This window comes from Streptosporangium sp. NPDC004379 (genome assembly GCF_042873875.1).
GTDB lineage: Bacteria > Actinomycetota > Actinomycetes > Streptosporangiales > Streptosporangiaceae > Streptosporangium.
Window position 1 is genome coordinate 142,018 of the sequence record NZ_JBIAMC010000012.1, and the last position, 25,807, is coordinate 167,824.

General features: G+C 72.7%; 25 protein-coding genes. 16 read left to right on the plus strand and 9 right to left on the minus strand.

All coding sequences use genetic code 11. The features are described 5' to 3' along the window. Window positions 1-49: 49 nt before the first annotated feature. Window positions 50-1,273 (plus strand): alpha/beta hydrolase family protein, encoded by a 1,224-nt coding sequence (locus ACFYSC_RS25105; protein ID WP_389966195.1) that lies wholly within the window; start codon window positions 50-52, stop codon window positions 1,271-1,273. Between the two features lie 118 nt (window positions 1,274-1,391). Here ACFYSC_RS25105 and ACFYSC_RS25110 read toward each other — a convergent pair whose 3' ends face one another. Next, a complete protein-coding gene (locus ACFYSC_RS25110) occupies window positions 1,392-2,219 on the minus strand; it encodes an SGNH/GDSL hydrolase family protein (protein WP_362930159.1) in 828 nt (275 codons plus the stop codon). 409 nt (window positions 2,220-2,628) lie between these two features. On the opposite strand from ACFYSC_RS25110, the gene ACFYSC_RS25115 reads away from it, so the two are divergent. Further along, window positions 2,629-3,891, plus strand: coding sequence for a hypothetical protein (locus tag ACFYSC_RS25115; RefSeq protein WP_389966198.1), 1,263 nt, complete (start codon window positions 2,629-2,631; stop codon window positions 3,889-3,891). A gap of 112 nt (window positions 3,892-4,003) precedes the next feature. Here the strand turns inward: ACFYSC_RS25115 and ACFYSC_RS25120 are convergent, their stop codons facing one another. Beyond that, window positions 4,004-4,642, minus strand: a complete 639-nt coding sequence (locus tag ACFYSC_RS25120; RefSeq protein ID WP_389966201.1) for a TetR/AcrR family transcriptional regulator — start codon at window positions 4,640-4,642, stop codon at window positions 4,004-4,006. Between the two features lie 167 nt (window positions 4,643-4,809). Between ACFYSC_RS25120 and ACFYSC_RS25125 the strand changes: the two genes are divergently transcribed. From ACFYSC_RS25125 to ACFYSC_RS25140, 4 genes are all read left to right on the plus strand, one after another. After that, on the plus strand, window positions 4,810-6,468 hold the full coding sequence (locus ACFYSC_RS25125; RefSeq protein WP_389966510.1) for an ABC-F family ATP-binding cassette domain-containing protein: 1,659 nt from the start codon (window positions 4,810-4,812) through the stop codon (window positions 6,466-6,468). Window positions 6,469-6,597: 129 nt separating this feature from the next. Then, on the plus strand, window positions 6,598-7,506 hold the full coding sequence (locus tag ACFYSC_RS25130) for a virginiamycin B lyase (protein ID WP_389966204.1): 909 nt from the start codon (window positions 6,598-6,600) through the stop codon (window positions 7,504-7,506). 85 nt (window positions 7,507-7,591) lie between these two features. Next, complete coding sequence (locus tag ACFYSC_RS25135) at window positions 7,592-7,828, plus strand: hypothetical protein (RefSeq protein WP_389966207.1); 237 nt, start codon at window positions 7,592-7,594, stop codon at window positions 7,826-7,828. A gap of 139 nt (window positions 7,829-7,967) precedes the next feature. Continuing rightward, a complete protein-coding gene (locus tag ACFYSC_RS25140; protein ID WP_362930149.1) occupies window positions 7,968-8,261 on the plus strand; it encodes a hypothetical protein in 294 nt (97 codons plus the stop codon). Window positions 8,262-8,467: 206 nt separating this feature from the next. Here the strand turns inward: ACFYSC_RS25140 and ACFYSC_RS25145 are convergent, their stop codons facing one another. Next, a complete protein-coding gene (locus tag ACFYSC_RS25145; RefSeq protein WP_389966210.1) occupies window positions 8,468-9,097 on the minus strand; it encodes a uridine kinase in 630 nt (209 codons plus the stop codon). A 405-nt stretch (window positions 9,098-9,502) separates the two neighbouring features. Between ACFYSC_RS25145 and ACFYSC_RS25150 the strand changes: the two genes are divergently transcribed. Further along, complete coding sequence (locus ACFYSC_RS25150) at window positions 9,503-9,820, plus strand: isoamylase early set domain-containing protein (RefSeq protein WP_362930145.1); 318 nt, start codon at window positions 9,503-9,505, stop codon at window positions 9,818-9,820. Window positions 9,821-9,896: 76 nt separating this feature from the next. Here ACFYSC_RS25150 and ACFYSC_RS25155 read toward each other — a convergent pair whose 3' ends face one another. Together ACFYSC_RS25155 and ACFYSC_RS25160 are read right to left on the minus strand one after the other, a co-directional pair. Beyond that, window positions 9,897-10,349, minus strand: a complete 453-nt coding sequence (locus ACFYSC_RS25155; RefSeq protein WP_389966513.1) for a DUF6789 family protein — start codon at window positions 10,347-10,349, stop codon at window positions 9,897-9,899. 2 nt (window positions 10,350-10,351) lie between these two features. Beyond that, the gene (locus ACFYSC_RS25160; RefSeq protein ID WP_389966213.1) at window positions 10,352-11,557 is read right to left on the minus strand and encodes an acetate/propionate family kinase; all 1,206 of its coding nucleotides are present in this window, start codon (window positions 11,555-11,557) and stop codon (window positions 10,352-10,354) included. A 334-nt stretch (window positions 11,558-11,891) separates the two neighbouring features. On the opposite strand from ACFYSC_RS25160, the gene ACFYSC_RS25165 reads away from it, so the two are divergent. The 4 genes from ACFYSC_RS25165 to ACFYSC_RS25180 all read left to right on the plus strand — a co-directional run bounded on the left by ACFYSC_RS25165 (window position 11,892) and on the right by ACFYSC_RS25180 (window position 15,750). Beyond that, the gene (locus tag ACFYSC_RS25165; RefSeq protein ID WP_389966216.1) at window positions 11,892-12,260 is read left to right on the plus strand and encodes an STAS domain-containing protein; all 369 of its coding nucleotides are present in this window, start codon (window positions 11,892-11,894) and stop codon (window positions 12,258-12,260) included. Between the two features lie 262 nt (window positions 12,261-12,522). Further along, on the plus strand, window positions 12,523-13,881 hold the full coding sequence (locus tag ACFYSC_RS25170) for an extracellular solute-binding protein (protein ID WP_389966219.1): 1,359 nt from the start codon (window positions 12,523-12,525) through the stop codon (window positions 13,879-13,881). Window positions 13,882-13,948: 67 nt separating this feature from the next. Further along, window positions 13,949-14,860, plus strand: a complete 912-nt coding sequence (locus ACFYSC_RS25175) for a carbohydrate ABC transporter permease (RefSeq protein WP_389966222.1) — start codon at window positions 13,949-13,951, stop codon at window positions 14,858-14,860. Next, a complete protein-coding gene (locus tag ACFYSC_RS25180; protein ID WP_389966225.1) occupies window positions 14,857-15,750 on the plus strand; it encodes a carbohydrate ABC transporter permease in 894 nt (297 codons plus the stop codon). The genes ACFYSC_RS25175 and ACFYSC_RS25180 overlap by 4 nt, the downstream gene beginning before the upstream one ends. Before the next feature lie 206 nt (window positions 15,751-15,956). Here the strand turns inward: ACFYSC_RS25180 and ACFYSC_RS25185 are convergent, their stop codons facing one another. From ACFYSC_RS25185 to ACFYSC_RS25195, 3 genes are all read right to left on the minus strand, one after another. Beyond that, complete coding sequence (locus ACFYSC_RS25185; RefSeq protein ID WP_389966228.1) at window positions 15,957-16,538, minus strand: HAD family hydrolase; 582 nt, start codon at window positions 16,536-16,538, stop codon at window positions 15,957-15,959. A 397-nt stretch (window positions 16,539-16,935) separates the two neighbouring features. Continuing rightward, window positions 16,936-17,334 (minus strand): ATP-binding protein, encoded by a 399-nt coding sequence (locus ACFYSC_RS25190; RefSeq protein ID WP_389966231.1) that lies wholly within the window; start codon window positions 17,332-17,334, stop codon window positions 16,936-16,938. After that, a complete protein-coding gene (locus ACFYSC_RS25195) occupies window positions 17,324-17,656 on the minus strand; it encodes an STAS domain-containing protein (protein ID WP_389966234.1) in 333 nt (110 codons plus the stop codon). Before ACFYSC_RS25195 ends, ACFYSC_RS25190 begins: the two co-directional genes overlap by 11 nt. 74 nt (window positions 17,657-17,730) lie before the next feature. Between ACFYSC_RS25195 and ACFYSC_RS25200 the strand changes: the two genes are divergently transcribed. The 4 genes from ACFYSC_RS25200 (at window position 17,731) to ACFYSC_RS25215 (ending at window position 23,618) form a co-directional block, all read left to right on the plus strand. Beyond that, complete coding sequence (locus ACFYSC_RS25200; protein WP_389966237.1) at window positions 17,731-21,048, plus strand: SpoIIE family protein phosphatase; 3,318 nt, start codon at window positions 17,731-17,733, stop codon at window positions 21,046-21,048. 73 nt (window positions 21,049-21,121) lie between these two features. Then, window positions 21,122-21,607 (plus strand): GNAT family N-acetyltransferase, encoded by a 486-nt coding sequence (locus ACFYSC_RS25205; protein ID WP_389966240.1) that lies wholly within the window; start codon window positions 21,122-21,124, stop codon window positions 21,605-21,607. A 235-nt stretch (window positions 21,608-21,842) separates the two neighbouring features. After that, window positions 21,843-22,949 (plus strand): lytic polysaccharide monooxygenase, encoded by a 1,107-nt coding sequence (locus ACFYSC_RS25210; RefSeq protein ID WP_389966243.1) that lies wholly within the window; start codon window positions 21,843-21,845, stop codon window positions 22,947-22,949. A 138-nt stretch (window positions 22,950-23,087) separates the two neighbouring features. Next, entirely contained in the window at window positions 23,088-23,618 is a 531-nt protein-coding gene (locus tag ACFYSC_RS25215; protein ID WP_389966246.1) for a cellulose binding domain-containing protein, read from the plus strand. Here ACFYSC_RS25215 and ACFYSC_RS25220 read toward each other — a convergent pair. Next, the gene (locus ACFYSC_RS25220) at window positions 23,605-24,915 is read right to left on the minus strand and encodes an alpha-amylase family protein (RefSeq protein ID WP_389966249.1); all 1,311 of its coding nucleotides are present in this window, start codon (window positions 24,913-24,915) and stop codon (window positions 23,605-23,607) included. The genes ACFYSC_RS25215 and ACFYSC_RS25220 overlap by 14 nt on opposite strands. Before the next feature lie 233 nt (window positions 24,916-25,148). Between ACFYSC_RS25220 and ACFYSC_RS25225 the strand changes: the two genes are divergently transcribed. Continuing rightward, entirely contained in the window at window positions 25,149-25,718 is a 570-nt protein-coding gene (locus ACFYSC_RS25225) for a TetR/AcrR family transcriptional regulator (RefSeq protein ID WP_389966252.1), read from the plus strand. The last annotated feature ends 89 nt before the right edge of the window (window positions 25,719-25,807 follow it).

Consider the following 25,807-nt stretch of genomic DNA (forward strand, 5'->3'; position numbering starts at 1 on the left):
CCGACCACTTATACCCCGAGTGTATATACTTGGCGTATAGTCGCTCGGCATGAGTCAGATGAACGATCACCGGATCCAGGCCGAGCCCCGTGAACCGCGCGGGCCTCGGCGGCGAGGCCGACTGGCCGCCGTCGCCGGGCTCGTCGCCGTCATGGCCGCCACCGGCCTCGGCCAGGCCGGGCCCGCCTTCGCCGCCGGCGCCGCCGAGCCGTACCTGCCCGCGCCCACCGGCTCACGACCGGTCGGCACCACGTCCCTGTACCTCAAGGACACCTCGCGCCCGGATCCCTGGGTGCCCGGCGTCGAGGCCCGCGAGCTCATGGTCTCGCTGTGGTATCCGGCCAAGGCTCCGGGCCGTCATCGGGCGCGGTACATGACGCCCAAGGAGTCCGAACTGCTGCTCAAGGACGGGGACATCACCAGCGTCCCGGCCGACACGCTGAGCAGGGTGCGCACCAACGCCTTCACCGACGCCCGCCCCGCGGGAGGCGCGCACAGCCTGCCCCTCATCGTGCTCTCCCCCGGGCACGGCAAGCCCAGATCCGAGCTCACGGCCCTGGCCGAGGAGCTGGCGAGCCGGGGATACGCGGTGGCCGCCATCGACCACACCTACGAGAACGTCGCCCAGACCTTTCCCGACGGGCGGGTCACGACCTGCGTCACGTGTGAGATGAAGAAGGACCCGACCGTGTGGGAGAAGCTGGAGAAGGGCCGGGCCGCCGACGTCTCCTTCGTGCTCGACGAGCTGACCGGCGCGCACCCGAGGTGGAAGGGTGCGCGTCTGATCGACACCTCCAGGATCGCCATGTCCGGTCAGTCCGCCGGCGGCGCGAGCACGCTCGCGGCCATGGCCGCCGACCCCCGGCTGCGTGCCGGCGTCGACGTGGACGGCATCGTGGAGACCGCCCTCCCCGAGGCCGGGCTGTCCCGGCCGTTCCTCCTGCTGGGCAAACCCGCCACGTACACGCCCGGCCGGCTCGGCGGCGTCAACTGGGAGGACGTCTGGGCGGGGCTGCACGGCTGGAAGCGCTGGCTGCTCGTGACCGGGGCCGCGCACACATCCTTCACCGACCTCGGTGTGCTGGTGGACCAGCTCGGCATCGAGGACGGCGCCGACATCCCCGGCGCCCGCGCCATGGCCATCACCCGCAGGTACATCGCGGCCTTCTTCGACCAGCACCTGCGCGGGAAGCCGCAGCCCTTGCTGAACGGGCCGTCGGCGGACCACCCGGAGGTCGAGTTCTGCACCCCGGAGAAGAAGACCTGCGCGTAGCGTCATCCCCCGGCCCGTTCGGCACGTCCGGCCGGCTGCGCGCCTGAGCGAACGCCGGGTGAGCGACCGCCCCTGGATCCCTTGGCCCGGCGGGGGACGTTCGCCTACATCCTCACCGTCAGAGCAGGAAGCCGGTCGCCCCGTAGGTGACCTCGGCCAGGACGGCCTGGCCGCCGGTGTTGGGGTGGAAGTAGTCCCAGGTGCTCAGCTGCGACAGCGTGAAGGGGTAGGAGAAGACGGCGCCCCCGTCGTGCCGGCAGTTGACCTGCTCGGAGCAGACGCGCGTCAGGACGTCGTTGAAGTCGACGACGCGCTGCCGTACCCGGTCGCGCCGGTCGGCGTCGGCCTGGGCGGTGGACAGGGGGTTGGCCAGCATCGACTTGCAGATGCCGAAGGCCGACCACGCCGTCCGGGCGGACGAGCTGCCCTTGCCCGCCTCCCACAGCCGCTTGAGGTCGGGGATCGTGGCGACGAAGATCGACGCGTTGGGCAGGCCGGTGACGAGGGTCTGCATCGCCGTACGGAACCTCGCCTCGAAGTCGGCGACCGACGTCATCGTGGACTCCGACGACGTGCAGGCGTCGTTGGCCCCGATGAGGATCGTCACGTAGCCGGCGTTCTGGGAGACGGCCTTCTGGGCCTGCCCGGCCATGTCGGCGACCTTGGCTCCCGTCTTGGCGTCGTTGTAGGCGACGAGGGACGGGTTGGCGGCGCGCAGGCGCAGGTAGTGACTGTTGACGGACGTGCTGGATCCGGTGGACCAGGATCTGGCCGTGCAGTCGAGGTAGTAGCCGCAGGCGTTGAAACCGCGGGTGATGGAGTCGCCCATCGAGGCCATGACGTCGGGGACCTGGGCGGCCTGCGAGGTGTTCGCGAGGGCCAGGGCCGGGACGAACGCGAACATCACGGCCGTGAGGAGGGTGAGGGCGCGACGGAGGGTGTTCATCTGCTCTCCTGGGGGGGTGCTCCCCTGTCGGGGGTCGTGCTCAGAATGTCAGGCCGTCCTCCCGCTTTGACAAGTGGATCTGACGGATCAGTTACCTTTTCTTGACTTTCACCTCCGCGTCGCCGTGAGACCTCCGCACCGCGATGGGGTCGGGCGGGCGCGGGGGACCGGGCGGGCGCGGGAGGACCGGGCGGGCGCGGGAGGACCGAGCGGGCGCGGGAGGACCGGGCGGAACGCCGCGCCCCGCCCGGCCGGCGTCCGCTCCCGGGAGACCCAAGACACGCCCAAGCACGTTTCCGGAGTTATTGAGATTCCGGGGGCAACGCGGTGACCTGCGGCGGAGGAGAATGGGAACGGTCGTCCGGGAGCGAACGGGGCGCGAGCGCCCACACGCCGAGAGGACACGGCAATGATCACCATCGACACTCCCCTCTGGGCCGCCCGGCTGCGCGCGAGACGGCGGGCCAGCCTGTGGAGCCGGAGAGAGCTCGGGGAACGGGTCGCCGAGGCCGCGGGCGACGCCGGTCGCGACCGGCTGCCCCTCCCGGACGGGCCGGGCGGGCGGCCCGGGACGGCGGGGACGGCCGGGACGACCGGGACGACGGGCATGGCCCGGATGGTCGCCTCCTGGGAGGCCGGGGAGCGGCCGGACGAGATGTGCGCGGAATGGCTGTGCCGGGCGTTCGGCGCCGGCGAGACCGGCGAGCAGGGCCTGTTCGGCGGGGAGGCGGCCGGTACGACGCTCTGGCACCACCTGACGGGCGTGCCGCTGATGCCCGAGCGGTTCTCACCCGACGACGAGGAACGGACCGGCCGGGCGATCGAGGACCCGGCGCGGGCCGACGACCGTACGGTCGCCTACTTCGAGGCCGTTCTCGACGCCTACACCCGCACGGACACGCGCCCCGCGACCCTGGCCGGCGTCCTGGCCCCGGTCTTCGGCACGATCCAGGGGTTGCGCCGCGACGCCCGTCCGGCCGTCCGCCGCTCCCTGCTGCGGCTCAGCTCCCAGGACGCCGACCTGATCAGCCGGATGTGCTGCGAGGCCGGTGATCCGGAGGCGGCGCTGGCCTGGTCGGACCGCGCCCTGCGCGCCGCGCGGGAGGCCGGTGACGAGCGGCTGGTGGCCTATGCGCTCGCCCACCGGGCCGGGCTGGCGGAGTCCCTCGGCGACCCCGGAGAGGTGATCGGCCTCGCCGCCGCCGTGTGCGAGCACGTCGCGCCGGCCGAGCCGCCGGCCGCGACGGCCCGCGGGCACGAGGCGCGGGGGCACGCCATGGCGGGCGAGGGGGACATGTGCCACCGCTGCCTGGAGGAGTGCGCGGAGGCGGCGGCCATGGGAAAGCCGGAGGAACGGGAATCCCCGGGGACGCCGGCGACGGCCGGGGTGGCCGGGGCGGAGCTGGCCGCCGACTGCCTCATCGATCTGCACCGTCCCGCCGACGCGATCGAGATGCTGGAGCGGGAGCTGCCCGGCGCCCCGGCCGGGTACATGACGGCGTACGCCATGGCGCGCCTGGCCCACGCCTACGCCGACGCGCACGAGGACGAGCGGTCGGCCGCGACGGCCCGTGCGGCGCTCGCGCTGTCCCGGCGGACCGGCGCGGCCCGCGCGATGCGGGAGCTGCTCCTGATCCACGGTGACGCGCCCCGCTGGATGTTCGCGGACTGACATCCGGGTCCTCCGGACGCCCGCGGACCGGACACCGCGCCCCGGCGCGGCGGACGGACCACTGCCGCTCCGCCCGCCGCGCCGGCCCCGAAGACGCTCCGCGGCCGGGATCTCAGGCAGGGTCCCCCGGGCCCCTCGGGTCCCCCGGCCCCCGGACGCGGAGGATACCGGCACGGGCGGCGGCGAGGGCGGCGTCGGCCGCCCGGTCCGCGATCGCCTCGTCCACCGGCTCGCCGCTGACGAACAACCGGTAGTACAGCGGTGCGACGGCGATCCGCACCACCTCGGCGGGGTCGGTGCCGACCGGCAGCTCGCCGCGCCCGACCGCCCGGGTGACGAGGACGGCCGACTGCTCGTGGCGGCCGGCGAAGAAGGCGTGCAGCGCCCGCGCCGTGGCCGTGTTGCGCATGGCGGCCGCGATGAACGCGGTCGAGACGGGGCCCAGCTCCGGATCGGCGAACCCGGCCGCCACCAGGCGGTTGAGGGCCCGCAGGTCGCCCTGGATCGAGCCGGTGTCGGGGACCGGCCAGGGCTCGCCGCCCGCGATGTCGAGGGCGTCGGCGGCGAGCCCCTCCACCCCGCCCCATCGCCGGTAGACCGTCGTCTTGTGGACGCCGGCGCGCGCGGCGACGCCCTCCACGGTCAGCCCGTCGAACCCCTTCTCGCCCAGCTCGGCGAGGGTCGCCTGCCGTACGGCCTCGCGCACTCTTGCGCTGCGCCCGCCCGGCCGGGCCGTCCCACCGGAATCCACGGTCCCTCCCTTTATCCGTTTGCCCGTTCCGCGCCGCGTCGGGCATACTCCAGATTAACGCAACTAGTTGCATTAAGACTCGCCACCGCGACCAGGGAGCGCAGCAGCCATGGGCATCTCACCGGACACCGCGACGACCCGTTCATCCCGTCCTCCGGAGGAAAACCCTGTCCACCCAGCTCTCCCTTCGCGACGTTTCCAAGGCGTACGGCGACCGGCCGGTTCTTGACCATGTCTCCTTCACCGTCCGGCCCGGCGAGCGCGCCGGGCTCGTCGGAGAGAACGGCTCCGGCAAGTCCACCCTGCTGCGGCTGATCGCGGGCGCCGAGTCCCCCGACGACGGTGAGATCACCGTCGTCGCCGACGGCGGGATCGGCCACCTCACCCAGACCCTCGACCTGCCGGACGACCACACCGTCCAGGACGCCGTCGACGCCGCGCTCGCCGACCTGCGGGACCTGGAGCGGCGGATGCGCGAGCTGGCCGCCGACCTCACCGAGGACCGGCTGGCCGAGTACGGTGACCTGCTCGACGCCTACGAGGCGCGCGGCGGCTACGAGGCCGACGCCCGGGTGGACAAGTCCCTGCACGGCCTCGGCCTCGGCCCCGTCGGGCGTGACCGGCGGCTGGGCGGCCTGTCCGGCGGCGAGCGGGCCCGCCTCGCCCTGGCCTGCCTGCTGGCGGCCTCCCCGGAGGTCCTGCTGCTCGACGAGCCGACCAACCACCTCGACGCCGCCGCCACGCACTGGCTGGAGGAGCGGCTGCGGTCCCACCGGGGCACGGTCGTCGCCGTGTCGCACGACCGTCTCTTCCTCGACCGGGTGGCCACCGCGATCCTGGAGGTCGAGGACGGCGGGGTGACCCGCTTCGGGAACGGATACACCGGGTTCCTGGCCGAACAGGCCGCGGCCCGGCGCCGCTGGGAGCAGGCGTACGCCGACTGGTGCGAGGAGGTACGGCGGACCGAGGAGTTCGCGTCCGTCACCGCCCACCGCGTCGCCCACGGCCGCGCCATGAAGGACAACAACAAGCCGGCCTACGACCGCGACGCCGGGCGGGTGCAGAGCTCGATCGCCGGCCGGGTCCGCCAGGGCGCCGAGCGCCTGCGGCGGCTCCACGAGAACGCGGTGCCCAGACCGCCCGAGCCCCTGCGCTTCGGGGGCGTCCCCACCCCGGGCGCGACGACGGGTGCGACGGACGGTGCCGGTCCCGTCGCCGACGTGGCGGGCGACGGGGCGACGGGTGCGGCGGGCGACGCGATCGCCGAGCTGCGGGCCATACGGGTGGCCGACCGGCTCCACGTCGGCTCCCTGACCGTCGAGCCGGGACGGCGGCTGCTGGTCCACGGCCCGAACGGTGCGGGCAAGTCCACGCTCCTGCGGGTGCTGGCCGGCGTCACCGAACCCGACGAGGGCACCGTACGGCGCCGCGGCCGGATCGGCCACCTGCCGCAGGAGTCGTCCTTCGACAGGCCGGAGCGCCCGCTCCTCGCCGCTTTCGCCGAGGGACGGCCCGGCCACCCCGAGGAGCACCGGGCGAGGCTGCTGTCGATGGGGTTGTTCCGGCCCGAGCAGCTGCCGACACCGGTCGGGGCGCTCTCGGTCGGCCAGCGGCGCCGGCTCGGCCTGGCGCGCCTGCTGACGGAGGAGGCGGACCTGCTGCTGCTGGACGAGCCCACCAATCACCTGTCGCTCAGGCTCGTCGAGGAGCTGGAGGAGGCGCTCGCCGCCTATCCCGGCGCCCTCGTCCTGGTCTCCCACGACCGGGCGCTGCGCGGCCGGTTCACCGGTGAGGAGATCGAGCTCTGCGACGGCCACCTCCGTTGACCTCCGCGGCCCGCCGCTTCCCCGAGCCCATCCCCGTGGCCTCCGCGGCCCGTCCCTTCCCCGAGCCCACTTCCGGGACCTCCGCGGGCCGCCCTTCCCCGAGTCCACCCTCGAACGAGAGGAACCCCCATGTCATCCGCCCCGACCTTCTCCGTGACGGAGATCCGCGTGTCCGGCCCGGACGCCGGGCCGTACGGCATCACCGCCGGGCCCGACGGCGCGCTGTGGTTCACCCTGGTCCACCAGGGCCGGATCGGCCGGATCACCCCCGGCGGCGAGCTCACCTCCCACCCGCTCGACCCGGCGACGGGCGGGCCGACGACCATCACCGCCGGCCCTGACGGCGCGCTGTGGTTCACCGAGTACCGCGGTCACCGGATCGGGCGCCTCACCACCGATGGGGAGGCCACCGCGTTCCCGCTGCCCACCCCGGAGGCGGGGCCGTTCGGGATCGCGGCGGGACCCGACGACGCGATGTGGTTCACCGAGACCGGCGCCGACCGGGTCGGCCGCGTCACGACGGACGGGAAGATCACCGAGTTCCCGCTGCCGGAACGCGGAACCTTCCCGTCGGCCATCGCCGCCGGACCCGACGACGCGATGTGGTTCACGATGAACCAGGCGGACGCGATCGGCAGGATCGGCATGGACGGCGACGTCACCGTCCACCGGCTGCCGGCCGGGGGCTCGGCCCCGGTGGGCATCACCGCCGGGACGGACGGCGCGATGTGGTTCGTGGAGATCGGAGCGGGTCATATCGGGCGGATCACCACGGACGGGCGGATCGAGGAGTTCCCGCTCCCCGACCGTTCCGCCCGCCCGCACGCCATCGTCGCCGGACCGGACGGAGACTGCTGGTTCACCGAGTGGGGCGCCGATCGCGTCGGCAGGATCACCCCCGGCGGGCGGATCGACGAGTACGGCCTGCCGACCCCGTCGTCGGAGCCGCACGGCATCGCGGCCGGGCCGGACGGCGCGCTGTGGGTGGCGTTGGAGATCGGTGCGCTGGCCCGCCTCTCCCCGGAGCCCGCGGGCTGACCACCCGGCCGGCCGGATCGCCCGGTCCCCCACGGCGTATGGAGGGACAGGGAATTCAGTCCCGAAGCGCGGGTATGGACAGCGAATGAGCATCAACGACGAACTTCACGAGGTCGAAGAGGAAATCGCGCGACTGCGTTCCGAGGCGGCCGACCTTCGCGAGCAGGTGAACGACCTCGGCCCGACCGACGCGGTCGAGCGGTCGACGCTGATCACCATGGCCGAGCAGCAGGAGTCCCTGGCCGAGGACCTGGAGGTCAGACGCGAAGGGCTGAACCGGAAGCTCGGCGAGGCGGGCCAGACGGAGACGCGGGAGTCCTGAACCGGCGCGGCACGTATCTCCACGGGCGCGGCGCGTCTCTCCGGGGCGTGGCACGGCACATCGCACGACGGTCGGTTACATGACACCTCGAAGGGTAACCATAAGAACGAACCGTCATCGGGGGGACGAAATGATCAAAATGCTGCACAAGATGGGCGTGAAGTCCGGCGCGATGTACACGGCCGGCCTCGCGTCCATCGGCCTGTCGTTCGCGGTCTGGTACATGTCGCTCTCGCAAGAGAAGGCCGGACTGGACCGGGCGGACCGCTGGGGCATCTTCATCGGCGAGTGGGCGCCCACCTTCTTCGCGATGGGTGTCGCGCTGCGGATCGAGGAGACCCACCAGGGCATGGAGCAGGGCCGGGGGCACGGCATGGAGATGACCGAGGAGACCTACGCCGAAGGCATCATGCCCTCGCGCGCCGGGGTCTAGATTCCTCCCGGATCCCCGCACGGGGATCCGCACGGAGGTTCACGGCGACGACCGCGAGCGGGCCGCGCCCGGAGTGCGGCCCGCTCTCGGCCATGACCGTCCGCCCGGCCGGGCGCCACGCGAACCACCGCCCTGCCGGGGATCTCGGACCGCCCGGGGTCCGCGAGGGCGGATCGCCGCCCGGCCCGCCCTCACGGGCCCCGGGCTCACGACCGCTCGACCACCGCCGGATGCCGGGGATCGTCGGCGCGTACGACGACGTCGGCGTTCTTCACCGGTCCGGCCTCGTCCTCGTAGCGCGCGTAGGCGGGCAGCGTCCACCGCAGTGCGGGGTCGGTCAGCCGGGCCAGCGCGCCCGGCGACAGCCACAGGTGCACGGTCAGGTCGAACGGCAGGCCCCGGCCCAGCAGCAGCTCGCCGTCCAGCAGCAGCACCCCGCCCGGCGGCACGGTGACGTACGGCGCGCGGGTGGCCCGGTCGGTGACGCTGTCCCACAGCGTGGGGACGACCCGCCCCGAGGACCCGGGACCGAGCGGGCCGAGGACCTCGCGGACCAGGCCCTTCAGGTCGAGCCAGTCGTCGTAGTAGGCGTCCGGGTCGGTACGGCCGTGCTCCAGGCGCAGTGAGGCCGGGCGCAGGAAGTCTCGCGCCGAGACCCTCATCACCTCCCGGCCGCGCAGGCGGAGCGGGCCGACCAGCGCGTCCGCGAGATCCTCCGGCCGCGCGGCGGGGGCTCCGTCGAGCGCCACCCGGGTCCAGGCGCCGGGGGGAGCCGCGGAGATCCGGTCGGCGAGCTCCTCCACCAGCAGCGACGGGGTGATGGGCCGTATCCTCACCGGGACATCCTCTCCCAGGCATCCGCCCGGAAACTCCCGCTTCACCCGGAAACTCCTGTGCACCCACCGGGACACTCCGCCACCGGGGCGAAATCTGCACCCCGCGGGACGCTCCGCCATCGGGGCGAAACCGCGCCCACCCCCCGAGGCCCGGCCAACCGCCATCATCCAGTCAAAGTCGGACATGATCCCGCTCAAAAATCAGCACGTCCGGGTTGTCGATCGGTCACTCGCGGTAACGATCCTGATGGATCGTACCGGCTCGGCCGTGACTGGGCGCCGGTCTCCCTGGCGGCGCCGCCCTCTGGCGGGGGCGGCGACGGGAGGCCGACGTGACCTTCGTGTCTCACCGTCACCGCGCTCGCGGCCGGCTACTCATGGAGACCGCGAGTCAGGAGAACTTCAATGATCAAGCGTAGCAAGCCGACCAAGAACGGGCAGATCAAGCTCACCTTCAGCGTGCCGGCCGACCATGCCGCAGGCGGCGTCTCGCTGGTCGGCGACTTCAACGGCTGGGATCCCTACGCCCACCCGATGCAGCGCAGGAACGGCACCTACCAGGTGAGCCTCACCGTGCCCTCGGAGCGGCCCATCCGCTTCCGCTACCTCGCCGACGGCGGCGTGTGGTTCGACGACGCCGACGCCGACCACTGCGACGAGCACGGCTGTCAGCTGAACCCGAGGGGCCACGAGGACTCCTCCACGGCCCCTTCCCCGGCCTGACGCCCGGCGCCCGGCCGCACCCGGCACCACCCGGGGCGGGCCCCGGCCGTACGCACCGGCCGTCCACCGGGACGGCCTACGCCTCGCGCTCCGGACCGCGGCGGAGACGGTTCAGCAGGACGGCGAGCACCGTGCCGTACACCACGTGGCCGGCGGCCATCACCGCCGGCCGACCGGGCCGGTCGCCGGAGGCCGGAGGCAGGATGCCGAAGCCCGGCACCCAGCCCTGGTAGCTGACGAGCCATATGGCCAGGCCGTAGCCGACGCCCAGCGTGACCGGCACGCGCCGTTCCCGGCGGAGCAGCGCGAGCAGGGAACCGCAGGCGGCGCCGAACCCGAAGTGCGCGACCGTGCCGAGCGCCCTCTCCCCCGGCTTGGGACGGTGCCGGTGGCCCGGCAGGACGGCGCGGGCGATCCGCTTGGGAGGCTGGTCGGGCATCAGCCCCGCCCGTTGCCCGGCGAGCGTCACCACGCTCATCATCACCGTCGCGCCCGCCCCGGCGACCGCGCCGCGTACGAGACTCCTCATCGTCACCTGATCTCTCCCGTCTGCTTCCCGTCTCCGCCGAGCGCCTGTTCCCCGTCCCCGCCGGACGCCCGCCTCCCGTCCCCGCCGGACGTCCTCTCCCCGTCTCCGCCGAGCGCGGCGAGGGTGTCGCGGGCGAGCTGGAGCTCCTCGCGCGGCTGGACCACCAGGACCGGTACGGCCGCGCCCGGCGCGCTCACCGCCCCGTCCTCCTCCACGGCGGCGCGGACCGGCGGTTCGACGCCCAGCAGGCCGAGCCGGGCGCAGACCGCCTCGCGGACCTCCGGCTGGTCCCAGCCGATCTCCCCGGTGAACACCAGCGCGTCCAGCCGGTCCAGGCTCGTCGCGACGGCGCCGATCTCCCTGGCCACCCGATGGGCGAACACCTCGAGGGCCAGCGCGGAGGCGGGGTCGGCGGCCTTCACCAGCTCCCGCGTGTCGCCGGACCTGCCTCCCGACAGCCCGAGCAGCCCGGAACGGTGCTCCAGGCCGTCGCGCAGCTCCTCCAGGGTCAGCCGGGAGTCCGACAGCAGCCACAGCAGCATGCCGGGATCGACGCTGCCCGACCGCTTGCTCATCGGGACGCCCTCCAGCGGCGTGAAGCCCATCGAGGTGTCCAGGCTGCGGCCCTCGCGGACCGCGCACACCGAGGAACCGCCGCCGAGGTGGGCGAGGACGAGCCGCAGCGTCCCGGCGGGCCGCTCCAGCAGCTCCGCCGCCCGGCCCAGCGCCCAGGAGTAGGACAGGCCGTGGAAGCCGTAGCGGTGCAGGCCGTACTTCTCGCGCCACTCGGCGGGCAGCGGGTAGGTCGCGGCGCTCTCCGGCAGGCCGGAGTGGAAGGCGGTGTCGGGGCAGAGCACGTGCGGGACGCCGGGCAGCAGCCTGCGGCACGCCTCGACGAGCGCCAGCGCGGGCGGCACGTGCAGCGGGGCGAGGTCGGCGTACCCGCGCACCGCGGCCACCACGCCGTCGTCGGCCACCGTCGGACGCCGCACGGCCTCACCGCCGTGCACCAGGCGGTGCCCGACGGCCGTGATCTCGCAGTCACCGGCGGCGTCCAGGAAGTCCGCCACGGTCCGCTCGACCTCCGCCGGGTCCGGGCTCCGCTCGCTGTGCTCGACGCGCAGCACCTCGCCGTCGCGGACGAGGTGGAGCTGGAGGCTCGACGAGCCGGCGTTGACGGTGAGCACCGCCCGGTCTGTGGTGGCCATGGTCTCCGGGTGCCCGGCCCCGACTCGGGCAAACGCCGGCCCGGGGGCGCGGCGGGTCGGGCGCCGAGAGCATTGAACTGTGCCCGGCCTGGGCGTACGGTGGTCGCAACGGTCAACCGTCCCCGCCCGCTCCGTGCGGAGCCGTCAGGCGTGGTGAGAGAACGCCGGGTCCGCCCGGCGGGAAGGCGCCTCGCTGATATGGTTCCCGTGATCGAAACGGGCAGGGATGTCCGTCGCCCACCTCGACCGGGGGAAGCGAGCAACCGCTCTCTCCAGAGGGCGGAGGAGTCGCGAGGGCACTGCCTCCAACAGCTGTGGACAGCGGGGCACATTGATGAACCGGCTCTCCATCGCCGTGAACGACCGGCCGCGGTTCACCGTGGTCTCACTGGCCGGCGATCTCGACAAACTGTCCGCCTCCGCCCTGGAGGAGACCCTCTCCACGCTACTGGCGCGAGGTCGGGTCCACATCATCGTCGACGTGCGTGAGCTGAGGTTCTGCGACTCCACCGGCGTCTGGGCGCTGCTCAGCGGCCTGCGCCGCGTCTACGAGCGCAACGGCTGGCTACGACTGGCCGGGGTGCACGGTTTCCTGGGCCGCCTGCTCGACCTCACCCGGCTCAGGGACGCCTTCCCCATCGACGCGAGCGTGGACGAGTCCGTCCTGCGGGCCTTCGAAGGAAGCGTCCCACTGCCCCTCTGACCCGGGCCTTCCCCCGGGACGATCGGATCTTCCGTGAGATGCCGGGAGACCGCCGGTTCCGCCCGATCCGCGATGATCCTCCGTCCCGGCTTCCCCGTGCGGGCGCCCCGTACGGCCCGTTCGCCGTTCCCGGAGCCCCGCCCGGGACGCCCGCCGGATGGTGACCGGAAAGCGGATTCGGAGGCTCCTTACCGACGAGGCCACGTTTAACCGTCCCTTTGCGGGAAGACGCCTGTTGCACAAGTGAACCGAGGAGGCGTGGATGCCCAAGCACCTTTCGGGCCGCATCCCGGCCGTGGCCCTTCTGGTCGCGGCCCTCAGCGCCTGCGGCGGGGTCGGAGCGAACAACGGCGGCGGAGGCGGGACGGGCAGCGGAGCGGGATCGTCGCTGACCACGATGGGATTCGGTTTCCCCGACGAGATCGCCACCGTCCGGGTCGACGCGTTCAAGAAGGCGTATCCCGACGTGAAGGTCGCTATCAACGAGGGTCAGTTCGACGAGCAGGCGTTCCTGTCTGCGGTGGCGAGCGGCAACCCGCCCGACGTCGTCTACCTCGCCCGCGAGCGCATCGGCAGCTACGCCGCACGCGGGGCCATCCAGCCGCTGGACGACTGCGTCTCCCGCGAGAAGATCGCCACCGGCGACTTCTACCCGGCGGCGCAGCAGCAGTCGAAGTACGACGGCAAGTGGTACGCCGTCCCCGAGTTCTACAACTCGGTCGTCCTGCTGGTGAACAACAAGGCGGCCAAGGACGCCGGGGTCGACCCGGCGGACATCGACACCTCCGACTGGGACGCGCTGGCCGGGCTCGCGAAGAAGATGAACCGCGTCCGGGGCGGCAAGATCGAACGGTTCGGCTTCTACCCCAAGCTGCCGGAGTTCCTGCCGCTGTGGGCCAAGGCCAACGGCGCCGACATCCTGTCCGCGGACGGCCGCACCGCCAGGCTCGACGACCCGAAGGTGGCCGAGGCCCTCGACTACGCCGACCGGCTGGTGGAGTCGCAGGGCGGCTGGAAGAAGCTGAAGGCGTTCACCGAGACCTTCGACTACTTCGGCGAGGAGAACCCGTTCGCCACCGACAAGCTCGGCGCCATGCTGACCGAGCAGTTCGTGGTGAGCGCCATGGCGGGCGCGACGCCGGACGCCGACATCACCGTGGTGCCGTTCAGGGACCGCCAGGGGAACCCGGTCAACAACGTGGGCGGCAACGCGTGGGTGATGCCCAAGGGCGCCAAGCATCCCGACGTCGCCTGCCGCTGGATGAAGACCATGACCTCCGCCGACACCTGGATCGCGGCGGCCAAGGCCCGTGCCGACAAGCGCGCCAAGGAGGGCAAGGTCAACATCGGCACCTACACCGGCAACGCCAAGGCCGACGACGTCATCTTCTCCCAGATCGTGAAGCCCAGCGGGCACAAGGCCTACGACGACGCGGTCAAGACGATCCGCTCGGTGCAGCAGGCCGGGTTCGTGGTGCCGCCGTCGGCGGCCGCGGCCGAGTTCACCAAGGCGTGGCAGGACGGGGCCAACCGGGTGCTGCTCGGCGAGAGGAAGCCGGCCGACGCCATGAAGCAGGCGCAACAGCAGGCGCAACAGGCCATCGACGAGGCGACCCGGTGACCGACCCGGCGATCCGCTCTTCGGTCCGCCCGGTGATCCGCCTCACCGCGGTCCTCGGGGGGCCGCGGTGAGGCGGATCCGCCCGGAGACCCGGTGGGCGTACGTCTTCCTGCTGCCGTGGCTGGTCGGCCTGGTGGTCTTCCAGCTCGGCCCGATGGCCGCCAGCCTGGTGCTGTCGTTCACCGACTTCGACCTGATCGGCAGCCCGGAGTTCGCCGGCCTCGGCAACTACACCAAGATGGCCCAGGACCCGAAGGTCCTCCGGGCCATCGGCAACACCGTCTACTACACGGCGCTGCACGTGCCGCTGTCCATCGCGCTCGCGCTCGCGCTGGCGCTCATGCTCAACCGGATCACCGGACGGGCCGCGGGCGTGTTCCGCACGGTCTTCTACCTGCCGTCCATGACCCCGTACGTGGCCGTGGGCGTGCTCTTCCTGTTCCTGCTGAACGGCCAGGCCGGAATGGTCAACCAGTTCCTCGGCCTGTTCGGGATCGAGGGTCCGCAGTGGACGACCGACCCGGACTGGATCCTGCCGGGCATCGTGCTGATGTCGCTGTGGAACCTGGGCTCGACCACGATCATCCTGTTCGCGGCGCTGCGCAACGTGCCGCGCGAGCTGGCCGAGGCGGCGATGATCGACGGGGCCGGCCCGTGGCAGCGGTTCCGGTCGGTCACGCTGCCGATGATCAGCTCGGCGGTCTTCTTCGTGGTGATCATCAACACGATCTCCGCGCTGCAGATGTTCGACCAGGTCTACGCGATGTTCTTCGGCAACCAGATCGCCCAGCAGTCGTACGGCGACGCGGCCCTGTTCTACGTCGTCTACCTGTTCCAGCAGGCCTTCCAGTTCCTGCACATGGGATACGCGTCGGCCCTGGCCTGGGTGCTGTTCCTGGTGATCATGGGGATCACCCTCATCCAGGTGAAGGTGGGCAACCGGTTGGTCTACTACGAAGCCGAGGAGCACGCCGGATGACCACCACGCTGGACCACGCACGGCCCCGGGTGGTGACCGGCGGCCCGGCCGACGACGCGGGACGCGGGACACGGAAGGTCTTCTTCCTGGTCATGCTGGCCGCGGCGTCGGTCCTGTTCCTGTACCCGTTCGTCTGGCTCGTGGTCGCGTCGCTCAAGCCGCGGTCCCGGACGTTCGCCGACCCGTTCGTCCCGTGGCCCCACCCGTTCGCGCCGGAGAACTACCTGGCGGTCTGGGACGCGGCGCCCATGCTGACGTGGCTGGTCAACACGTTGATCGTCGGCGTCGTCGCGGCGGGCGCGGCCACCCTGTCGAGTGCCTTCGTCGCCTTCGGGTTCGCCTACTTCCGCTTTCCCGGCCGCAACCTGCTCTTCGGCAGCGTGCTGGCGACGATGATGCTGCCCGCGGCGGTCACGCTGGTGCCGACCTACCTCATCTGGAACTCGGTGGGGCTGACCGGCACGCAGGTGCCGCTGTGGGCGGGCAACCTCTTCGGCTCGGCGTTCTACATCTTCCTGCTGCGCCAGTTCCTGCTGGGCGTGCCGCGGTACGTCTTCGAGGCCGCCCGGGTGGACGGGGCATCCTACCTGGACCTGTTCTGGCGGATCGCCGTGCCGTTGTCCAGGCCGGCGCTGATCATCGCCTTCGTCTTCGAGCTCAAGGCGAGCTGGTTCGACCTGATGAAGCCGCTGATCTATCTCCAGGACCCGGCGCTCTACACGCTGCCCCGCGGCCTGAAGGCGGTCGTCGACCAGTTCTACCAGGGCGGTGATCCCAAGTGGGAGATCGTCCTGGCGGCGAGCGTCATCACCACACTCCCCCTGGTCGTGATCTTCTTCATCGGCCAGCGCCACTTCGTCCAGGGCATCGCCACCACCGGACGCCGCTGAGGGACCGGGGCGCCGCCGGGCCGCCGGGGGTGCCGCCGGGCCACCGGGCCGGCGGATCGGCGGGCCACCGGGTCGGCGGGTCGGCGACCCGGTCCGTCCGGCGGCCGGGCTTCCACCGTCGCTTTTCGCCATCGCTTTCGCCGCCGCTTTCGCCGCCACCCGGACACCGGCGCCGTGGCGTCAGGCTCACGGGCCCGGCGGCCCGGTCAGCCCGGCCGCCGCTCCAGAGGCGTGCCGGGCCGGTACAGGACGGCGTCGATGCCGACCGCCGCCGCGGCCTCGACGTTGACCTCCCGGTCGTCGAAGAAGGTGACCTCGCCGGGCTCCGCGCCGAGCCCGTGCAGGACCTTCTCGAAGATCTCGGGATCGGGCTTGGCCAGGCCGAGACGGCAGCTGTAGAAGAGGTGGTCGAACGCCCGCGCCCACGGCGCCCGGTCGATGGCCGCGGCCAGCGGTTCGGGGGCGTTGGACAGCAGTGCGAGCCGGTGGCGGCCGGCGAGGGCCCGGAGGGCGTCCAGGCTCGCCGGGTTGAGGCGCGACCAGCTCGCGGTGTCGGCCGCGTCGAGCGCGGCCACCAGCGGGTCCCCCTCGGAGAACCTGCGGTCCAGCACGTCGCCCCAGTAGGCGTGGGAGGGCCTCCCCCTGTCGTAGAGGTCCCGGTGGCGCCAGTAGCGGTCGAGGAACGTCTCGGTGTCGAGATCGGCGAGGACCGCCATGGCCGTCACGTCCTCGGCGGGCTGCGGCAGCGAGATGACCTCGCCGTAGTCGAGCAGCGTCCAGGTGGTCACGCCTCTCCTCCGTCTCATGACGAACTTCGTCTCCGCACCGGAGCCGGTTGCGGCGGCCCGCCGTACCCGGCCGGCCGCCAGGGCGGACCACCGGAGACCGCCCCGGCGGCTCGCCGTACGGAGGACCGCCGAAGCCGATACGCAAGCCTCGCCGGTTCATTTGAACATCTCACATGTTCGAAGGCAAGTGCGGCCGGAGCATCCGGCACCGGGGAGGCGAGCTTTCACGACGCCGGACGGCGGACGGCGACGGACGGTGGACGGCGACGGCGGCGCGGTGGACGGCGAGATGGTGGAGGGCGACGGCGCGGCACCGGACCGTGACGGCGGCGCGGTATGGGACCGTGAACGGCGGAGCGGCGCCGGACGGTGAACGGCGGAGCGGCGACGGCGGCGGTCAGTCGCGGCGCATGACGAGCCGGACCGTCGAACCGGCCGGCCCGGACACGATCTCCACCTCGTCGCACATCTGGCGCATCAGCCAGAGCCCGTAGCCGCGGCGGGACCCGACCTCGGGCGCGATCATGCCCGCCAGGGGATCGGTGAGCGTCCCCGCCTCGTCGCTGACCTCGGCCACGACACGGTCGGCGCACCGCCGCAGGACGAGGACGCCCGAGGTGCGGGCGTGGTCCAGGACGTTGTTGGCGGCCTCGCTTATGGCGAGGATGAAGTTCGACTCCTGCCTCTCGCCCAGCTTCGCGGGGGTCAGGAACTCCCGGGCGCGCTCACGCAGCTCCGACAGGTCCCCTCCGATCGGGAAGCTCGCCACCGCGTCCCCACAGGCGTCACCGGCCATGGGACGGCTCCTCGACGATCGGGACGACCCGGTCGAGCGCGGAGAGCCGGAAGAGGCCCCGCAGATGCTCTCCCACATCGGCGAGGACGAGCTGGACGCCCCGGCCCGTCGCGTCGGTGTGGGCGTCGAGCAGCATGACGATCCCCGAGGAGTCGCAGAACGGGACGTGGGTCATCCGGATCACCAGGCGGGCGGGACGTCCGGCGAGTTCCTCGCCCACCGCGGCGCTCAACGGCTCCACGGCGTCCCGGTCGAGGTCACCGATCGGGATGAGGACCCGAGCGCCTTCTCGATCCGTCTGCCTATCCAGACGAATGCCCATATGTCCCCACGGTGGAATAGATCGATCGACCAGGTATCGTCACACTACCCAATGGATGGAAGGCAAACTTCGAGGTGAGGCCCCACGGCGGCGAGATGGGCGAGCGGGTCCGCGAGCACGACTGGGCGCGCACCCCGCTCGGCCCGATGGAGCGGTGGCCGGCGGTGCTGCGGACCACCGTCGACATCGTCCTGTCATCGCGCACCCAGATCATCCTGTTCTGGGGACCCGAGCACATCAGCGTCTACAACGACGCCTACATCACCGCGCTCGGCGCCAAGCACCCGGCCGCCCTCGGCCGGCCCGGCGCGGAGGCCTGGCCCGAGATCTGGGACACGCTGGGTCCGCTGCTCGAACGGGTACGCGAGTCGGGAGAGTCGTTCTGGGACCGTGACCGCCCCTTCCTGCTGGCACGGCACGGCTTCCCGGAGCAGACCTACTTCGACCTCTCCTACGACCCCGTCCGGCTGCCCGACGGCACCGTCGGCGGGGTCCTCTGCCTGGTCAGCGAGACGACCGGCCGGGTGCTCGGAGAACGCAGGATCCGCACCCTGAGCCGCGTCGGCCTGGCCGCGAGCGGGATGACGACGCGACCGGACGTGGCGGCGGCCGTGGTCGCCGCTCTGGCCGGACACGGCCGCGAGGACGTGCCGTCCGCCCTCGTCTACCTTCTCGGCGACGACGGCGGCCTCCGGCTCGCCACACCCCGGGACACGGCCCCCGGGCGGATCGCCGCCGGTGACGAGCAGGCGGCCGCCGCCCGCCGGGCACCGGTCATCGCGGCGTCCGGCGGGCGCTTCGGCGTGCCCGGCCCCGTCGTCGTCCTGCCGCTGGGCTCCGGGACCGGGTTCCAGGGCCTGTTGGTGTGCGGGATGAACCCCCTGCTGCCCGTGGACGAGGCCCACCGGGAGTTCTTCCAGGTGCTCGCCGAGAGCGTGTCACGGGCGCTGACCGCCGCCGAGGCCCACGAGCGGGAACGCGACCAGACGCGCGCGCTCGCCGAACTCGACAGCGCCAAGACGGCGTTCTTCGCCAACGTCAGCCACGAGCTGCGCACGCCGCTGGCCCTGATCCTGGGACCGCTGGAGGAACTGCTCGGCGACCCCTCCCTCGAACCCGCGCGGCGCGCCGTCCTCGCCACGGCCCGCCGCAACGCGACACGGCTGCTCACCCTGGTCAACGACGTGCTCACCCTCACCGGCGCCGGATCCGGCCGGCTGCGCGCCCGCTACCAGGCGACCGACCTGACCACGCAGACCGCCGGGCTGGCCGGGGCGTTCCGCTCGGCGGTGGAGAGCGCCGGGCTCACCCTGCGGATGGAGGGCTCCCCCCTTCCGCGGCCGGTCCACGTCGACCGGAACCTGTGGGAGCGGGTCGTCTTCAACCTGCTGTCCAACGCCCTGCGGCACACCTTCACCGGCGGGATCACGGTCGGCGTGCGGGACGGCGGCGAGCACGCCCTGGTCACGGTCACCGACACCGGGGCGGGCATCCCCGCCGAAGAGCTGCCCGGCCTGTTCGAACGCTTCTACCGCGTGCCCGGCGCGCCCTCCCGCAGCCACGAGGGCGTGGGCATCGGCCTGGCCCTGGTCCGGGAGCTGGTCGCCATGCACGGCGGCCGGATCGAGGTGACCAGCCGCGTCGGCGCCGGCACCACCTTCGCGATCAGCCTGCCGTACGGCTCGGCCCACCTCCCCCCGGAGCAGGTCGCCGAGGCGGCGACGCCGTACGAGATGGAGCCGGCCGACGCGTGGCCTCCGCCGCCGGAGCCCGGCGCCCCCTTCCCCGCGGCGCCCGCGGCCCCCGCGGTCGTTCCCGACCGGCGGGGCCCGGACGGACGGGACGCGACGGACGACCCTCTCCCGGACGACGCGGACCATCCGCTACCGGGGAACGCGGACCATCCGCTCCCGGACGGCGTGGACGGTCCCCCTCCGGGGCGGATCGTCGTGGCGGACGACAACGACGACATGCGCGACTACCTCGTCCGTCTGCTGAGACCGTACTGGACGGTGACCGCGGTGGCCGACGGGGCCGCCGCCCTGGAGGCGGCGCGGACGTGGGCGCCCGACCTGGTCGTCAGCGACGTCATGATGCCCGGCATGGACGGGCTGGAGCTGGTACGGCGGCTGCGTGCCGACCCGGCCACCCGCACCGTTCCGATCGTCCTGCTGTCGGCCCGGGGCAGCCGGGAGGAGGCGTTCGCCGGGCTGGCCGCGGGCGCCGACGAGTATCTCGTGAAGCCGTTCCCGGCCCGTGAACTGCTCGGCCGGGTCCGTGGAATCCTGCGGCTGGCCGAGGCACGGTCCCGGCACAACCGCCGGCTGCGCGAGCTGACCGAGGCCGCGCTGGCGATCAACGAGGCGTCGACGGCCCACGAGGTGCTCGCCCTGACGGAGCGGTACGGCCGGCTGCTGGCCGACTCCCCCGGGGCGGCGGTGAAGCTCACCTCCGGCGGTCTCACGGTCACCCCACCGGACGTGACCGTCGCGAACGAGACCGCCCCGGACGGGACCACCGCGGATGGAACCGTCATGAGCGGGGCCACCGCGATTGGAACCGTCATGGACGGGACCACCGCGGATGGAACCGTCATGGGCGGAGCCGCCGTCACCGGCGAACCGGCGCTGGACCGGCTCGCCCAACTCGCCCTCGCGCGCCTGGCGAACCTGGAGCGGCTGGAACTGGAGCACCGGATCGCGACCACGCTGCAACTCGCCCTGCTGCCCGAGGTCCCCTCCGACGGCGACCTGCGGATCGCCGGTCGCTACCTGCCGGGCAGCGACGAGGCGGGGGTGGGCGGCGACTGGTACGACGTCATCCAGATCTCCGGGAACGAGCTGATGCTGGTGATCGGCGACGTCGTCGGCAAGGGCGTCGAGGCCGCCGCCACGATGGGCCGGGTGCGCAACGCGCTGCGGGCCTACGCCATGGAGGACCCCGAGCCCGGCCGCGTCCTCGCCCGTCTCAACCGGATGGCCTGCGGCCCGGGCGAGCGCATGCGCTCCACGGTCCTGTGCGTACGGATCTCCCGGGCCACCGGGCACGTGCGGTACGCCGGTGCCGGGCATCCGCCGCCCCTGGTCTGCCGGGCGGACGGGGAGCCCGAGTATCTCGACGGGGCGCTCGCCCCGCTGATCGGGGTGCTGCCCTCGGTCGACTTCCCCACCTCCGAGGTACGCCTGGAGCGCGGAGACCGGCTGCTGCTCTACACCGACGGCATCGTGGAGAGGCGGCCGACGGGCATCCTCACCGGCATGGACCGGCTCCTCGCCGAGGCCGCGCGGACGGCCGGCCTCGACCTGGAGGCTCAGCTGGAGTCGCTGCTCTCGCTCGTCGAGGGCATGGACAACCGGGACGACGTGGCCCTCCTCGGCTTCGTCCATCCGTAGGACCGAACCGGGACTCCCAGGTCAGGGCCGCGAGGCCGGGACGACGAAGCTGGAAACAGCCTAAACTTCACCCATGATTCGCCCCGCAACGCCGGATGACGTCCCCGCCGTCATCGGTATGATCCGCGACCTCGCCGACTACGAGAAGGAACTGGACAAGGTCCAGACCACCCCCGAGGAACTGCGCGAAGCGCTCTTCTGCGACTCCCCCGCGGTGTTCTGCCACCTCGCCACCGAGCGCGACGAGCTGGGTGAGGAGAAGCCCGTTGGGTTCGCGCTCTGGTTCCTCACCTACTCCACCTGGGTGGGCAGGCACGGGATCCACCTCGAAGACCTCTTCGTCCACCCCGACCACCGGGGCGGGGGGCACGGCAGGCGACTGCTCGCCGAGCTGGCGCGCATCTGCGTGGAGCGCGGCTACGGCCGCCTGGAGTGGGCGGTCCTCGACTGGAACACCCCCTCCATCGAGTTCTACCGGTCGCTGGGGGCCGTGCACCTCGACGAGTGGGACATGTACCGGCTCACCGGCGCGGAACTGGAGAAGCTCGCCACCCGGTAAGACCCCTGGGGGAGCGGCCCCGGCGGGATGCCCGGCACGTCCCGGTGATGAACCTTTCATTCGTCCTCTCGCCCCCGCGATTCTCTGACCTGCGTCGATGACGCCTGCCTCCCTCTCCGCGACCGCACCGCGTTCACTCCCCGGGAACGACGGCCTAAAGTCCGTTTCGCGTGAGCGCTTCACTGCCATGCCATGAACCAGCGGTTCGTCATCCCCGGAAGGGGGAGGTAATCCCGTGAAGAAATGGCCAGGCGCCGTCGCCGCGGGCGCGGTAGCCCTCCTGTCCGCGTTACTCGCGGTCATCCTCGTCCCCGGTCCGGCGTCGGCGCACGGCGCGATGATGGTGCCGGGCAGCCGTACGTACTTCTGCTGGCAGGACGGCCTGTCGCAGACGGGGCAGATCGTCCCCATCAACCCCGCCTGCGCGGCGGCGGTCGCGAAGAGCGGCCCCAACTCCCTGTACAACTGGTTCGGCGTGCTCCGCTCCGACGGCGCCGGGCGTACCCGCGGGTTCATCCCCGACGGGCAGCTGTGCAGCGGCGGCAACTCCACCTACAGCGGGTTCGACCTGCCGAGCGCCGACTGGCCCGTGACCCACCTGACCGCCGGAAGCTCCATCCAGTTCCGGTACAACAAGTGGGCCGCGCACCCCGGCTGGTTCTACGTCTACGTCTCCAAGGACAGCTGGGACCCCACCCGGCCGCTGACCTGGGACGACCTTGAGGCGGAGCCCTTCTACACGGCCGACCACCCGCCGAGCGTCGGCGCGGTGGGCACCGCGGACGCCTACTACTACTGGGACGCCCGGCTGCCCTCGGGCAAGTCCGGCCGGCACGTCGTCTACTCGGTGTGGAAGCGGTCCGACAGCGCGGAGACCTTCTACAACTGCTCCGACGTCGTCTTCGACGGCGGAAAGGGCGAGGTGACCGGTGTGGGCCGTCCCGGCTCGACGCCGACCGCGACCCCCACGGTGACGCCGACCTCGACCCCCACCTCGACCCCGACGTCCACGCCCACCTCCACCCCGACCTCGACGCCGGGCAACGGCGCCTGCACCGCCACCTACCGGACGGTCAGCACCTGGGGAGGCGGGTTCCAGGGCGAGGTGACCGTGACCAACCCGGGCTCCTCCCCGCTCAACGGCTGGACGGTGAGCTGGACTCCGGGCAGCGGCACCACGATCAACAGCGTCTGGAACGGCACCTACACGGCGTCCGGATCGGTCGCCGTGGTCAGGAACGCCGACTGGAACCGGACCATCGCGGCGAACGGATCGACCACCTTCGGGTTCGTCGCCAACGGCACCAGCGGCTCTCCCGCTCCGACCTGCACCAGTCCCTGACGGATCCCGCTGAGAGGCGGCCCCGGCCTGCGCCCGCATCCCGCGCCGGCCGGGGCCGCCGCACTCCTCCCGGCAGGTGCTCCCGGAGCGCCGCGGGAGGCCGCGGCCACGGAAGCGATCACGGAAGGAGGCCCCGCGGTGGCGACCCGGAGGATCGCGCCCCTGCTCGGCGTCGTCTCGCTGGGGGCCGCGGCGGCGCTGCTCGCGGTGTCCTGCGCCGGCCGTACGGCGGACACCCGGCACGCCGCCGGGCACACCGCCGGGCACACCGGGGAGATCCGGGGCACCGCCGGGGACGCCGCGACCCCCGGGGGCTCCACCGCAACCGCGGCGAAGACCCCGGACGCCGCCGGGACCGCGACGGCGTCCGCCGCCGGCTGCACCGCCACCGTCACCCTCGTCGAGTCCTGGCCCGGCGGCTACCGGGGAGCCGCGACGATCAGCAACGTCTCCGGCCGGCCGATGCGTGACTGGTACATCCAGTGGCTGCTCCCCCAGGGGGCGAAGCTCACCCAGGCGTGGAACGGCACGCCCATGCAGAGCGGCCCCATCGCGATGATCCACGCGCCCGAGGGGGCCGTCCTCGCCCCGGGGGCCACCGTCTCCGAAGTGGGCTTCGTGGGCTCGGCCGCCGCTCCCCCGGCCTTCACCGAGATCACCTGCGGCTGACCGACCAGCCGTGCGGGGCGACGACCCCGTCGAGCCCGCGTGAGGCGGGGTCCGCGTCCAGCACGGTCGCGGGGCCGACGGGCAGCTCGGCGTCGTCGAGGTTGAGGGCGAGGTCGAGCGCCTCGCCGTCCGCTTCGAGCGTGATGACGTACTGCCGGTTGCTCAGCACCCGCGTTCTCGAACAGGCGCGGTGCAGCCACGGATGCCGGCGGCGCAGCCCGATGAGCCTCTGGTGGAGGCGGAGCGTCTCCGTGCCGGAGTGGTCCGGCGCGGCGGGCCCGCGCGGCGGGAACTCGGGCCTGATCGCGTCGTCACCGCCGGCCCGGTCCTCCTTGACGGCCCGGAAGCCGAACTCGTCGCCCGCGTAGACGGCGGGGGTGCCGCCGACGAGCGCGAGGAGGGCGACGGCGTGCGGAAGGTGCCGGGGGTCGGTGATCCGGCTGGCGATGCGGGTCACATCGTGGTTGCCGACGAACGTGGCGGGCGCGAAGGCGCCGAGCATGTCGTTGTGCCGGCGGAGCGACCAGTCGAGCTCGTAGAAGTTGCCGTGCTCGATGCTCGACCAGATCGCCTTCCACAGCTCGTACTGGGTGACGGTGTCGGCGGTGCTCTCGGCGACGAACGCCGCGTAGTCGCCGTGGATGACCTCGGCCTCGAACCAGGCGCCGGGGTGGGTGTGGCGCACCTGGGGCAGCACGTCCGCCCAGAAGGCGGTGGGGACGCGGTAGGCGGCGTCCAGCCGCCACGCGTCGGCGCCCCGGTCGAGCCAGTGCCGCATGACGTCCACGACGTACCCGCGTACGGCGGGCTCGTCGTGGTCGAGCGCGACGAGCTGCTCGTGTCCCTCGAAGGTGTCGAGCCGTACCCGCCCGTCCTCGTCGGAGGCCGGCCTGAACCACCGCATCGCCTCACTGCCGAGTCCGTCCCGCAGCGCGGCCTGGACCCGGGGGTGACCGCGGCCGACGTGGTTGAACACGCCGTCGAGCTGGATCCGGAGCCCGCGGGCGCGTGCCGCGGCGACGAGCGCGTCGAAGTCGGAGTCGTCGCCGAGGCGCGGGTCGAGCCGGAAGTGGTCGAGCGTGTCGTAGCCGTGCGTCTCCGACAGGAAGATCGGGCCGAGCGCGATCCCCGAGGCGCCGAGGGAGACGGCGTGGTCCAGCCAGTCGATCACGCGCAGCAGCCGGTGCTCGCCGGGGCGCACGGGGCCGGAGGGCGGCTCGGGAAAGGCTCCGACGAAGCCGAGCGGGTAGAGCCGCCACCAGATCGCGTGCCGGACCCAGCCGGGCTCAGGCGTCATGGGGCCTTCCGATCCGGTCGGGGATCCGGGCGGCGTCCGTGGGATCGGGTGCTCGCCGCGGAGCGGGTTTGCGCGGGAACCATAGCGCTGGTGCTGCCCGCTTTCCGGTCGATGACACGGTCGCGCGTCTGCCGGTGCACCCATCGGCGCCGCCCGGCACGGCGTCGACGGAGCAGGTTGCCTAAATGCTTTAGGAAATCACATAATCCTTTCAGGCGACTGGGAGGAGAGCCGTGGCGCGCGCGGGGCTGTCGACGGAACGCCTGGTCCAGGCGGGGGCGGAACTCGCCGACGAGGTCGGCTTCGACCAGGTGACCGTCTCGGCGCTCGCCAGGAGGTTCGACGTCAAGGTCGCGAGCCTGTACTCACATCTGAAGGGCTCCCAGGATCTCAAGACCCGGATCGCCCTGCTCGCACTGGAGGAGCTCGCCGACCGGGCCGCCACCGCCCTGGCCGGACGGGCGGGCCGGGACGCCCTGGCAGCGCTGGGAAACGTCTACCGTGACTACGCCCGGGAGCACCCCGGCCGCTACGACGCGACGCGCCTCCGGCTCAACCCGGAGACCGCGGCCGCGAGCGCCGGAGGCAGGCACTCGCAGATGACACGGGCGATCCTGCGCGGCTACGACCTGGCGGAAGCCGACCGGACGCACGCCGTACGGCTGCTGGGCAGTGTCTTTCACGGCTACATCAGCCTGGAGGCGGCCGGCGGCTTCAGCCACAGCGAACCCGGCACGCAGGAGACCTGGGAGTGGATCCTGGACCACCTCGACGGCCTGTTGCGAAGCCGGCCCACGCCCTGAGACGCGTCGGGCGGTCGGCTCGCCCGCGGCCCGGGACGGCCCCGGGACGGGCCGCACCGGGGCCGTCCCGGGATCCCGGGACGGCGGGA